Below are 13,240 nucleotides of genomic sequence, written 5' to 3'. Positions count from 1 at the left end.
TAATATAGAGATCGATTAATTTCTATATTATGAGCAAGCAAATTGCTATAAAAGCGGCAATTTTCGAACCAATTTTAGTCACTTAACAGTAAGGTAATATTTCACTCGTTTCTTTGCATCAACAATGGCGGCATTACAAATCTCTACAGATCAGAAACTGGTAGCTTTATTGAAGCAGGGTCAGGAAACTGCTTTTACAGAAATTTACTCAAGATACTGGAAGTCATTATATAGTAATGCCAATAATGTGCTTGGGGATGATGAGTTGGCCAAAGACATTGTACAAAATGTTTTTATAAGTATCTGGCAGCGCAGATTAGAATTGGATATACAGTCTTTAAAGGCTTATCTGCATCAGGCTGTACGTTTTGCTGTGTTTAAAGTAATCAGAGAGCAAAAAGTTAATGACGCTTTTTACGAGCGCCTTGCTTATGTTACTGTTGAGATCATCAATGACAATCCTTTAGTATATAAAGAGCAACAGGAATTGATAAATAAACTGATCAACTCATTGCCGCCCGATTGCCTGGAAGCATACCAGTTGAGCCGGGAAGAAAATTTAACCTACAAACAGATCGCTTTTCAATTAAGCATTTCTGAAAAAACCGTCGAAAAACGACTTTCCAAATCGTTGCGCCATATACGCAACGGCCTTAGCGTTGGCGCTTGCGTAGCCGTAATAATGCTCGTATCCTGATTCTTGTAATTAAGATCTTTTGATGTAAAAGCGAACATTGCTTGTATCAAAACCGGACATTTTTATTTCATGATGCTTTGTATGTTATTGAAATTCAAATAATTAATTAATTGGCATCCGCTTTGGGTTCTGTTTTAAGATTATCAAAGCCAATGCATTCCAGAAAAGGAACGGGCGTAGATCAATGATTCTGGATATTATTGGAAAAAAAATGTGTGGCAAAGCCGACCTTGATGAGCTGGCCAAATTAGACAATATCAAAAACAATATGCTTTAATACCCGCAAATCGGCCCAAGTATAGGGCAGCTATTCCACCTAAAATTAACCTGGTTTAAGAATAATGTTATGATAAAGAGTTATTTCAAAATCACGCTTCGTAACCTGCAAAAGCAGAAGACCTTAGCATTTATCAATGTTTTTGGGCTATCTATCGGTATTGCATGTTTTACTTTGTTGTCGTTATTCGTGATCAATGAATTCAGCTTTGATAAGTTTCATAAAAATGCTGCCAATATTTACCGCCCTTATGTACTTGATAATACACTTAATGGACAACCTGGTGAAGGGTTCACTGATTTCTCAATAGGAAAAATGACTATGGGCGAAGCAATGAAACGGGATTTACCCGATATTCAAAATTTTGTCCGATTACAATTACCCTGGGGTGAAAACGTGGTGAGAACTGATAGAAATGTGGAACGGGCCAGTCTAACTTTTGCCGATAAGTCACTCTTTTCGGTTTTTACATTCCCTTTAAAATACGGCAATGCTGCTACGGCCCTGCACGGTATTAATGATATTGTATTGACAGAGACAAGGGCAAAGGAATTATTTGGGACCGACGATGTAGTCGGCAAAATAATTGAAATACAAATCGGCACAACATTTCAGCCATTTATGGTCTCTGCAGTGGCCAAAGATATGCCTGCTAATTCGACCATACGCTTTGACATACTTGGGAATTTCCTTTTTGCTCAAAAAAATAGTCTTATAATTGGGAACAACTGGCACCCAACAGTTTGGCAAACATATGTTCAGCTACGGCCCGGAAGTGCGCTGCCTGGTGATCAACTACAGTTAGCCCGTTTCTACATGAACCTTAATCCCAATTATGCCGCAGATCTGAAAAGCTCCGGTTTAACATGGAAGAAAAACGAACAGCCTTTTATTTTCAAACTTCAGCCTTTACTTTCTATTCATACAGACAGCTGGTTTCATGGCTGGTCTTTTACTGATTATGAGGTTATTGATCCTAAAACTATCTGGATATTGTTAACAATTGCAGGAGGCATTTTGCTGATCGCCTGCATTAATTTTACTACCCTCGCTATTGGCCGCTCCGCAGGAAGAAGCAAAGAAGTAGGGGTACGAAAGGTGATTGGTGCCGGAAAACGACAAATCATTTTCCAATTTCTTACCGAGACATTATTACTTACCATTATTTCAGCTGTATTGGGCCTGTTATTGGCAAAAATACTTTTGCCCGGTTTCAATCAGCTATCTGGAAGGGAGCTACAGCTTTCCATAGCCCTTTATCCGCAAATAGTTTTGTTATTGGCAGGGTTAGTGCTCGTAGTTGGCTTATTGGCCGGCAGCTATCCTGCGGTGGTATTATCCAACTTTAAACCGGTTGAGGTTTTAAAAAATAAGATACGCATTGGTGGTTCAAATTTATTTACCAAATCATTGGTCACTTTCCAGTTTGTTTTATCTATTATTTTAATTGTTGCTACAACTGTTATACTTCAACAAACCAAATATTTGATTAATAAGAACCCTGGTTTCAATAAGGACAATGTTATTGCTATTGATGCTTCTCAGGTTGACCCGAATAAAATTTTCCCATCGTTTAAACAAGCGGTGCTTGACTATCCTGGAATAATGGGGGTAACCAGCGCAATGGCAGGTTTGGGAGCCGGTAACGATCTGTTGGGATATAGTGATCCCGGTGGTTCAGGCATTTCGGCGGCTATAAATGGTGTTGATCCGGATTATATCAAAGTACTTGGTATGCAGCTACTCGCCGGGAGAAATTTTGAACCTATTGGTGCCAATGATACCGTAAAGCGGATCATCATCAATGAAACCATGATGCGGGCATTTAAATGGACCGCACAGAACGCAGTTGGGCAGACAATAAAAAATTTCCAGGGAAGAACTGCTCACGTAATCGGCGTTGTGAAAAACTTCAATTATCGCCCTTTGAGCGAAGGCGTAAAAAACCAGGTGTTTGAAACGTCAGCCGATAAAGGATATACTCATTTTTATGTCCGCATAAACCCGGGTAACCCGTCCCCGGCGCTGCGTGTTATACAAAAAGCGTGGAATAGTGTGGCACCGGGGATACCAATGAAATATACTTTTCTTGATGATGACGTCAATAATTATTACAATAGCGAGCAAAGATGGAGCAATATGGTAGGTTGGGCTAGCGGCATTTCTATTTTCTTGGCCTGCCTTGGTTTACTTGGTTTGACAGCTCTTGCAGCTATTAATCGGATCAAAGAAATTGGGATAAGAAAAGTGCTGGGTGCATCCGTTATCAATATTACAAATCTTCTTTTAAGCGATTTCTTAAAATTGATTTTGGTCGCATTTGCTATTGCCTCGCCGTTAGCGTGGTACTTTATGCATAAATGGCTGCAGGATTATGCGAACAGGATAAATATTAGCTGGACAATATTTTTACTGGCGGGTGGGTTTACAATTGCTATAGCTGTGATCACCATCAGCTTCCAGGCTATCAAAGCGGCGATAGCAAATCCGGTTGAGAGTTTGAGGGCGGAATAAATTTCATATTAATAGTTTTTTGCGCCCCGTTAACTCCGCAACAAAGCTCCGTGAGAGCCAATAAATGATGTAAAAAAGGGGCCATCAAAAGATATTATTTACAGTTCTTTTAATAAAAAAACTTTTTACCGTAGGGTATGCCACTGTTTTTGGTACTTAATATCAAAGCAGCATGGAACAACATCTTTTTTTTGAACTTATAGATAAATGCCTTTCCGGAAAAGCGACGCGGGAAGAACAAGCCCTTTTAGACGAATACTATAGACGACTGGATAAAAATAATCAGTCGCACTTAACTCCAGAGCAGGAACAGTTATTAGAAGAACTGATGTTGCAAAACATCCGGACGAAAATAAAGGATGTTCCGCCTATTGTTTCATTTAAAAGCACCGGTTATTTTACGCGATATGCGGCTGCAGCTGCTATCATAATTGGTTTCAGCATCAGTGCCTATTTGCATTTTAAGCATGCAAAGCGGGTTGTCCCGATAGCATTGTCAATTAAAAATGATATCCGCCCGGGTAGTAATAAGGCTGTACTTACGCTAGGCAACGGACGGCAAATTGTTTTGAATGATGCTAAAAATGGGAACCTTGCACAACAGGGAACCACTTCTGTTCAAAAAACAGGCGGTGGTGTTGTTGCCTATCAGGTTAGTGTACATGATGACAATAATGCCAAAGCAAGTAATGCAATTGATTCCAACACGATCACTACACCGCGTGGCGGCCAATATGAAGCGATACTTCCTGATGGAACCCATGTGTGGCTTAATTCAGTTTCATCCATACGTTTTCCGGTGGCCTTTGCCGGTAAAGAACGAAAAGTAGCAATTACAGGCGAGGTTTATTTTGAAGTAGCTAAAGACAAGCATAAACCATTTGCTGTCATTTCGGCCAGGCAAACCATAACGGTTTTAGGTACACATTTTAATGTAATGGCCTATCCCGAAGAAAACAGTGTTATTACAACATTACTGGAAGGTTCTGTAAAAATCACAAAAGGAAATACAAGCAAAATGTTAAGACCTGGTGAACAGGCGCTTGTTAATGATGATATAAAGATTAGCCCTGCTAATACAGAAGATGCTATAGCCTGGAAAAATGGTATAACCTCTTTTACAGAAGCTGATGTTAAAACCATTATGAGAAAAGTTTCCAGGTGGTATGATGTAGATGTGGAATACCAGGGCCAGATCTCAGACCGCACATTTACCGGGGCTATTTCCAGAAAATCAAATCTTTCCAGTCTGTTAAAAATCTTAGCCCTGAATCATATTCAGTTTTTCAAGGAAGACAACAAACTAATTGTAAAACAATAAACCCTAATGCTAACTAACTACTTAATTACTCTTACGATGAAAAGATAGACACCTTTCAGGTGGTTCATAAAAAAGCCGGAAGTGCTGCAAACACTGCCGGCGAATGTTGGGCCAACCTTTCGCCAAAGCGAAAAAAAAATCTTGCGACAGACATTATTGAATTAACCCAAACATAACAAAAGTATGAATTTTTATACGCTTCCGGGTCTTCTGCGTATTAATCGAAGACAATTAATTAAAACTTTCCTGATTATGAAAATCACGATGCTTTTAATAATAATTATTTGCCTCAGAGCATCTGCCAGTACTTACGCGCAAAATATCAGTCTATCTGAAAAAAATGTAACCATTGAAAAAGTAATAGGCAAAATAAAGCAACAAAGTGCTTATGTATTTTGGTATGAAAGCAAACTATTAAAAGATGCACACCCCGTAACCATAACTGTCCAGAATGGAACGATCAGGCAAACATTAGACTTGTTATTAAAAGATCAGCCGCTGGTTTATGAAATAGTTGATAATACAATCGTTATCAGCGAAAAACCAGCACCGTCGCCCCAATCACAACTACCGCAAAATATTACCGGTAAAGTAATTGATGATAAGGGGCTTCCGCTTCCTGGTGTAAATGTTGTTATTAAAGGCACGCAAAAAGGTACGGTTACCGATAATAATGGTAATTATAAGCTGGCGGCAGAGCGTGATCAGGTTATCGTTTTTAAGTTTATAGGCTTTATAAAACAAGAGGTTGTTGTTGGCGAACTAAAAGAAGTCAATATCACCCTTAAACCAGATCAATCCAATTTAGATGAAATAACGATAGTAGGCTATGGCAGTCAAAAAAAGGTAAATCTTACCGGGGCCGTAAGCTCAATTGGGGGCGAGATACTGGAAGACAAGCCCATCCCCAATATTGGAAGAGGATTAATGGGGCAGCTACCCGGCCTAACCATTACTTCTGCTGATGGCCAGCCCGGCAGAGCCGCTACCTTTAATATATGGGGCTTTACTTCTATTAATGGCGGGAGCCCACTTATATTGGTTGATGGTATTGAAACCAATATCAACGACATTAACCCAGACGATGTAGCCAGTGCAACTGTGCTAAAAGATGCAGCTTCCTCCGCAGTTTACGGTTCCCGCGCAGCATTTGGGGTGGTACTGATCACTACAAAAGAAGGAAGAAAGGGAGATCCAAAGATCACCTATAGTTTCAATTATGCGCTACACAAGATAACCGATCTGCCCGATGTAGTAACCGACCCATCTACCGTAGTTAGCTATAAGAACCAGGCATATGCCGCATACTATGGGGTAAATATGTATAATAGTACACAGGTTGCTTATGCCAATGCACGGTCAAAAAATTCCAGCCTGCCGGCAACAATTGTTGATCCTAATAATCCTACTCAGTATGATTACCTCGGGAATACCAACTGGTTCAATGTATTATATAAGCCCATTAATACCAGTTCGATCCAGAACGTTAGTGTAAGTGGGGGGACTGACAAGATCACTTATTATGTTTCAGCAGACTACAATAACCAGGGTGGAGTATTTCGTTATGACCCTGACTATTATAACCGGTTCAACATGCGTGCGAAGCTAGATTTTAAGTTGACAAGCTGGCTGCATGTTTATACTAATTCGGCTTATAACCGCACTATTTATAATGCCCCTTCTTTATGGACCTCCGACTATACGACAGGCGACTTGTACCATGAAATAGGCAGGCAAAATTCATTAAATGTATTATATAACCCGGACGGATCCTATACCCAGTCGGGAGCACTTATAGGATTCCTGAAAGATGGCGCCCGTAGCAACACGGTAACAAATGAACCACAAAACACGATTGGTTTTGCTACTTCATTTTTTAAAGATACATGGAGGATTAAAGGTGATTACACTTTTAGGTCTACCAGTGATTACAATCAGACATCCCAGGTAGCGGTCCCTTATGAAACCGGACCTACCCAACAAGTATACTATGCCGGCCATAGTAACGCTTCTGCATGGGCTGATGATAATTCATACACTGCGATCAATATTTACACGGAGTATGAAAAGACCTTTGGTAAGCATTATTTCAAAGGAATGATCGGCTTTAACCAGGAGGAAAATAATTATAATACTTTTTCCGCGGAGAATGATAACCTGATCAGCAGCGACATAGGTTACCTGAGCCAGACAACAGGCACTACGCCTGCGGTTACGGGCAGTGGTTATCAATGGGCTGTAAGGGGAGCCTTCTCCCGTCTGAATTACATGTATGACAATAAATACCTGTTGGAATTGGATGGGCGCTATGATGGGTCTTCCCGTTTTCCTATCAATAACCAATATACGTTTAACCCTTCGGCTTCCGTGGGTTGGAGAATATCAGAGGAACCATTTTTTAAAAGCCTGACCAATGTTGTGAATAACCTAAAGCTTCGCGCCTCTTATGGTTCTTTGGGGAATGACCAGAGTTTGGGTAACTATTCTTTTATTCCCACGCTTAGTTCAGGTAATGTAAGCAACGTATTAGGCGGCATACAACCTTTAGCGGTTTATCCCCCTAATTTAGTATCATCGTCACTTACCTGGGAAAAAATTTACAATTCTGTTCTCGGGGTTGATTTCAGTTTGTTTCATAAATTGGATGTTACTTTTAATGTGTATCAGCGTGATACAAAAAACATGATTACACAGGGGTATCAACTCCCGGCTGTATTAGGGGCAACCCAGCCATTGGAAAATGCCGCTGATCTCAGAACAAGTGGATGGGACATAAACCTTACCTACAATGATAAATTTGATTTAGCAGGAAAACCTTTCAATTATAGTTTGCGGGCAAACGTTTGGGATTCTCAGACAGTAATTACCCGGTATAATAACCCTACCAGAAACTGGTATAATGGTGATTATTATGTAGGAGAACACGTGGGCGATGTATGGGGGTTAACAGATGTAGGAATATTTCAAACAAATGCTGCTGCGAAAGCGGCTCCTGACCAGTCTCTGCTTGCGGGATATTATCCTAATATGAACCAGGCAGGGGAAATGCAGTATGCCGACCTGAACCACGATGGCAAAATTACTTTTGGTAATGGTACGGTATCTAATCCTGGTGATGCCAAAGTGATCGGGAATACCTCACCACGCTACAATTTTGGTGCCGGCGGGAATTTTTCCTGGAATGATTTTGATTTCAGTATTTTCTTCCAGGGGGTAGGAAAAGAGACTTTCGTGCCTAGTGAAGGATATTACTGGAGCCTGTTTTTTGCACCATATGAAAATTTGAATACAACTATATTAAACAATACCTGGACGCCACAGAACCCAAACGCTTTCTTCCCGAGTTTGAAGGGCTGGCGTGATGACGCTGGTAATTATCAGGATTTGGCCATTCCACAAACCAGGTACATTTATAGTGCAGCCTATATACGTCTTAAAAACTTAACTGTTGGGTATTCCATCCCAACCCCGCTGTTAAAAAAGATAGGCGTTGATAAAATACGGGTTTATTTTAGCGGAGAGGATCTTTGGGAATCTGATAAACTACCACAGGGTTTTGATCCGGAAGGATTGAATGGTTCCTGGGGTTCAGGGAAAGTATATCCCTTCCAACGCGAATATTCATTCGGTTTAAGTGCAAAATTTTAATGTTTAGTTCAAAGCCTATTACGATGAAAAAGATTTATATAATTACTCTAAGTTGTATAATGATAAGTATCCTGTCATTATACTCGTGCAAGAAAGATAGTTTTCTGACCCGGTACCCAGTATCAAGCCTAACACAAGAAAGTTTTTTTAACAATGCTACCGACTTAAATACCTACGCTAACGGATTTTATTCCTATGTTCCTGGTATTACTTCAGTGGCATTGAATGATCAGCAGAGCGATAATTACGACAGTAACCCTTTCAATAAAGTTGTAGCCGGCCAGTTAATTTTACCTATCACCGCCAGCTCGGCAGGCTGGACATGGACCTATTTAACGGACGTGAACTATTTTTTGCAAAACTATCAAAAAGCGAATGCATCGCAGGCCATAAAAAACCATTATGTTGGTGTAGCAAGATTTTTTAGGGCATGGTTTTATTTTGATAAGGTAAAACAGTTTGGCGCCGTACCGTGGTATGGATCAACCATAAACCCAGCTGATAATGCCGATTTATACAAAGCGAGAGACTCCAGGCAATTAGTAATGGACTCGGTGATGGCCGACCTAAAATTTGCAGTAAATAATATTAATCCTACCGGGCCTTCCGGTACCATCACCAAATGGGTGGCATTGGCTTTGATGGCAAGAGTAGGGCTGCACGAAGGTACATTTAGACAATATCAGGGAATAACAGGCGGCCAGCCCTTTTTAAAAACTGCCGATAGCGCTGCGCTGGCTATAATGCAAAGTGGTAATTTTAAGCTATACACTACCAACCATCCAACTCAGGATTATCAGAACCTGTTTTTGTTTTATAATCCCACAGATGCACAGGCTACTTCAGAAGTAATATTAGGCTCTTATTACAGTAGTACCCTGCATAACTTTACAGCGCTTGATGGATATATGACTGGTTATGGACTGGGGCTGACAAAAGGGTTGATGAACTCATACCTGATGACTGATGGTACTCCATTTACCGCTGTACCGGGTCATGATACGATGATGATCAAAGGAGAGTTTAATAATCGCGATCCGAGGATGATGCAAACCGTTTTACAAGCCACTGCAACTGATGGCAATTTGAAGGGTACAAAAACTTTAGGTAATGCCCCCACCGGTTATCTGCAGATAAAATATTACGATCCTGCTACCCCTGGATGGAATAGCAATTATAATGCAGGGATCAATTTCCGTTATGGAGAAATGTTACTTATTTATGCGGAGACAAAAGCCGAATTAGCAAATGCCGGAGTTGGTACATTTACACAGGCCGACCTGGATATGACTATTAATTTGCTTCGCGACAGGGTAGGCATGCCGCACCTGATGATGAATGTACCGATAGACCCGGTATTAGCAGCAAGTTATCCTAATGTATCCGGCTCATTGCAAAATGTGCTTCTTGAAATTCGCCGCGAGCGACGGGTGGAATTAGCCTGCGAAGGCTTCCGTTATGACGACCTGATGCGTTGGAAAAGCGGGCCGTTGTTAGCACAGCAATTTACAGGCATGTATTTCCCGGCATTAGGAACGTATGATCTGAATGGGGACGGGGTGGCCGATATTGCCCTGGTAACCAGTGCGCCAGCCAATCCGGTAGCAACTGTTTCTTATTTTGTAGTAGGCACAGATATTTATTTAAGTCATGGCACCTACGGAAACGTAGTGGTGAACCCTACCCTGGTAAAAACATTTACAGATCCGAAAAACTATTTATTTCCCTTACCAACTCAGGAGCTGCAGCTTAATCCAAAGCTAACGCAAAACCCTGGCTGGTAAACGCAAAGCATATTAAATAAGAATTTTTTTTTGAATGGTGTGAATAGTTGATCAAGGGCCGCAGTAGCTGCGGTCCTTTTTTCAAAATAGCACTAATAAAGCTTTAATAATATAAAAATTAAATGACACGGAGAGAAGAGATGTTTTAAAAAAGGTTGGTATACTGGCTGCAGCAGGCCTTATGGCAGGCAATAGCAATATTGCTGCTGCAGAGGTAACTGCTAAAGCTAAAAAAAGTAAGCTTGTATTAAAAGTGGCACATATAACCGATGTGCATATTGCTGAAGGGAGTAATGCACCTGAAAGGTTTAAAAGTTGTTTAAAGCAAATTATAGCCAAGGAAAAACCCGATTTCTTTTTAAACGGAGGAGACTCCATTATGGATGCATCCTATGATAACGTAAAACAGGATCAGGTTATCAAGCTATGGAGCATCTGGGATGATTGTATCAAAGAGCTAAAGGACTACGAAGTGCATAGTTGCATCGGCAATCACGATTCGTGGTGGGCAGCCCCCAATAAATCAGACGAGATGTATGGAAAAGACTATGTGGTAAAGCGTTTAGGCATTCCTAACCGTTACTACAGCTTCACCAAAAAGAATTGGCATTTTATTATACTTGATGGCAACAATAGCAATATTTCTCTGGATGAGGAGCAGTTTAAGTGGCTTGAGGATGAGCTGGAAAAAATACCTGCAGCTGAACCTACATTGCTTATGTCCCATTTTCCAATTTTAGGTACTACAGAGGTGCTGGTAGGCGGTGGCCATTCCGATTGCAAGAAATTGAAAAACCTATTCTACAAACATCGCGATAAAGTAAAAATTTGTTTAAGCGGACATAACCACTTGTCTGATCATACCCAATATAACGATGTTTTATATTGCTGCAACGGGGCTATGAGCGGTTTCTGGTGGGGAAAAGGCGATGCTGAATCAGCCGGACCTGGCTATTATCTGGAAACGCCGCCGGGCTATGCTATGCTTGAATTATATGAAGACGGTACTGTTGAAAATAAGTATATACCGCATACATTTTAGTTGGTAACGCCTGTTTCAGGATGATAGTTGAATGCTTTCCGAATATTGCCATTTTCCCGGATGCGAGGAACCCAACCTCTCGTAGCTTGTAAAATGGCAATTAAGGTTTAAGAAAGATATTAACGACAAGTAAAACCAGGACATGATATGGAGTATGTATCATGCCGAAAATTAATATCATTGTTTAATTATAATGCAGCGATGAACTATATAAAAATATTATTATTTATTGTGATGATCTGTCCTTCTGTTAGCAAGTCGCAAACGGACCCCGGCCTGCTTTCACCCGATGGAAAGGTACGATTTCAGTTTTCTCTGCATAATGTTGGTGGTCCGGGTTACCAGATTTTTTATCATGATCAGCCGGTGATACTGGCAAGTGTTGATAGTGGCAATAATGCCGGGAATATGGAATTGGTCAAAGTGCAGCGCTCCCGCCATCACGGATCCTGGCGGCCGGTAGCCGGTGAGCAATCTATTATTCACGACAACTATAACGAGCTTATCCTTACCCTGCGCAAACCAGATAAACAAACAGATTTTCAATTTATCATACGCGCCTATAATGAAGGGATTGGCTTGCGCTATTCTTTTCCGGATCATGTAAACAGCTCAGATACTGCGCAGTTAAATGCTCCTTTAATAGATTATAAAGCGTCTTTTCCGGCTCTCCAATTCACGGAAGGCACCCAGGGTTATTGCACCGATCATGCACAGGGTATATATAAATTGCAGCCCTTAAAGCGCTTGCAGCCGGGCATTACGCTGCCACTTACCATTACCTTACCCGGCGGGATCTGGGCCTGTATTGCCAATGGTGGCCGATCCGAATTTTCGACCCAATGGCAGGCTATACTAATTGCAGATGAACCCAACAAGCTATTGGAAAATAATTTTCTCATCTCCAATCTGAATGAGGGCGGCCAGCTGAAGGATATCAGCTGGATAAAACCAGGCAAAGTAATCAGGGAAATGACACTGTCAACAAAAGGGGCAATGGATTTAATAGATTTTGCGGTTAAGCAAGATATTCAGTTTATTGAATTTGATGCGGGATGGTATGGCCCTGAAAACAAGGATAGTTCTGATGCCACACGCGTAAACGTAGATCCCGAGCGAAACCCTATAAATGATCTGGATATGCAGGCAGTTATTCGCTATGCCGGGTCAAAAAATAAGGGTGTTATTCTGTATGTTAATCACCGTGCCCTGGAAAAGCAACAGGATACGCTTTTTTCATTATATGAAAAATGGGGTATTGCCGGTGTTAAATTCGGTTTTGTAAATACAGGCACCCTTTACTGGGACAACTGGCTGTATGGAGCTATAAAAAAAACGGCTGCACATCATTTGATGGTTGATGTACATGATGAATATTCGCCAACGGGCTATAAACGTACATACCCTAATTTAATTACACAGGAAGGCGTAAGAGGAAACGAAGAATTTCCGGATGCTACTCATAATACCATTCTTCCGTTTACACGTTTTATTGCAGGCCCGGCTGATTACACTTTTTGTTTTCAGGACAAACGGCTTAAGAATACCAAATGCCATCAATTAGCTTTGTCTGTTGTTTATTTCAGCCCATGGCAGTTTCTTTACTGGTATGATCGTCCTCAACAATATACCGATTTGTCAGAAGTAGAATTCTGGAAAAAACTGCCTACCGTATGGGATCAAACGAAAGTGCCGCAAGGGGCACCTGAGCAATATATTGTAGTGGCCCGGAAAAATAAGAAAGAATGGTATGTTGGGGCCATTACAAACGATGACCCTCGTTCAATCACCATTGCTACAGATTTTTTACAACGGGGGAAATGGTACGAGGCCGAAATTTATGAGGATGGCCCGGGTAACAGTGTTTTGAAGCGTACTGAAAAGATAAACATCGAATCCCTGCTAACATTTAATCTTCAGAAACGCGGAGGAGTGGCTTTGAGGATATATGAATGAT

General features: G+C 40.9%; 7 protein-coding genes. All 7 read left to right on the top strand.

Annotated elements, in window-relative coordinates; all coding sequences use genetic code 11:
- Positions 1–124: 124 nt before the first annotated feature.
- The 7 genes from BLU33_RS21970 (at position 125) to BLU33_RS21940 (ending at position 13,239) form a co-directional block, all read left to right on the top strand.
- Complete coding sequence (locus BLU33_RS21970) at positions 125–697, top strand: RNA polymerase sigma-70 factor (protein WP_091378388.1); 573 nt, start codon at positions 125–127, stop codon at positions 695–697.
- A gap of 346 nt (positions 698–1,043) precedes the next feature.
- Positions 1,044–3,488: an ABC transporter permease gene (locus BLU33_RS21965; RefSeq protein ID WP_091378384.1), complete on the top strand. Its 2,445-nt coding sequence runs from the start codon at positions 1,044–1,046 to the stop codon at positions 3,486–3,488.
- Between the two features lie 172 nt (positions 3,489–3,660).
- Positions 3,661–4,809 (top strand): FecR family protein, encoded by a 1,149-nt coding sequence (locus tag BLU33_RS21960; RefSeq protein ID WP_091378381.1) that lies wholly within the window; start codon positions 3,661–3,663, stop codon positions 4,807–4,809.
- Between the two features lie 264 nt (positions 4,810–5,073).
- The gene (locus BLU33_RS21955) at positions 5,074–8,457 is read left to right on the top strand and encodes a TonB-dependent receptor (protein ID WP_172829283.1); all 3,384 of its coding nucleotides are present in this window, start codon (positions 5,074–5,076) and stop codon (positions 8,455–8,457) included.
- A 59-nt stretch (positions 8,458–8,516) separates the two neighbouring features.
- Complete coding sequence (locus BLU33_RS21950) at positions 8,517–10,241, top strand: RagB/SusD family nutrient uptake outer membrane protein (protein WP_091378375.1); 1,725 nt, start codon at positions 8,517–8,519, stop codon at positions 10,239–10,241.
- 181 nt (positions 10,242–10,422) lie between these two features.
- Positions 10,423–11,283, top strand: coding sequence for a metallophosphoesterase family protein (locus BLU33_RS21945; protein WP_091378372.1), 861 nt, complete (start codon positions 10,423–10,425; stop codon positions 11,281–11,283).
- A 201-nt stretch (positions 11,284–11,484) separates the two neighbouring features.
- On the top strand, positions 11,485–13,239 hold the full coding sequence (locus BLU33_RS21940; protein WP_172829282.1) for a glycoside hydrolase family 97 protein: 1,755 nt from the start codon (positions 11,485–11,487) through the stop codon (positions 13,237–13,239).
- The last annotated feature ends 1 nt before the right edge of the window (position 13,240 follow it).

The organism is Mucilaginibacter mallensis, assembly GCF_900105165.1.
In the GTDB taxonomy this organism is placed as follows: domain Bacteria; phylum Bacteroidota; class Bacteroidia; order Sphingobacteriales; family Sphingobacteriaceae; genus Mucilaginibacter; species Mucilaginibacter mallensis.
Note: the sequence above shows the minus strand (reverse complement) of the source record. Positions and strands in the feature narration are given on the sequence as shown.

What these genes read in the sequence shown, in the direction of transcription:
- BLU33_RS21965 (WP_091378384.1), top strand. Translation starts at nt 1,044, where the DNA reads ATGATAAAGAGTTATTTCAAAATCACGCTTCGTAACCTGCAAAAGCAG.
- BLU33_RS21950 (WP_091378375.1), top strand. Translation starts at nt 8,517, where the DNA reads ATGATAAGTATCCTGTCATTATACTCGTGCAAGAAAGATAGTTTTCTG.
- BLU33_RS21940 (WP_172829282.1), top strand. Translation starts at nt 11,485, where the DNA reads ATGAACTATATAAAAATATTATTATTTATTGTGATGATCTGTCCTTCT.
- BLU33_RS21955 (WP_172829283.1), top strand. Translation starts at nt 5,074, where the DNA reads ATGCTTTTAATAATAATTATTTGCCTCAGAGCATCTGCCAGTACTTAC.
- BLU33_RS21970 (WP_091378388.1), top strand. Translation starts at nt 125, where the DNA reads ATGGCGGCATTACAAATCTCTACAGATCAGAAACTGGTAGCTTTATTG.
- BLU33_RS21960 (WP_091378381.1), top strand. Translation starts at nt 3,661, where the DNA reads ATGGAACAACATCTTTTTTTTGAACTTATAGATAAATGCCTTTCCGGA.
- BLU33_RS21945 (WP_091378372.1), top strand. Translation starts at nt 10,423, where the DNA reads ATGGCAGGCAATAGCAATATTGCTGCTGCAGAGGTAACTGCTAAAGCT.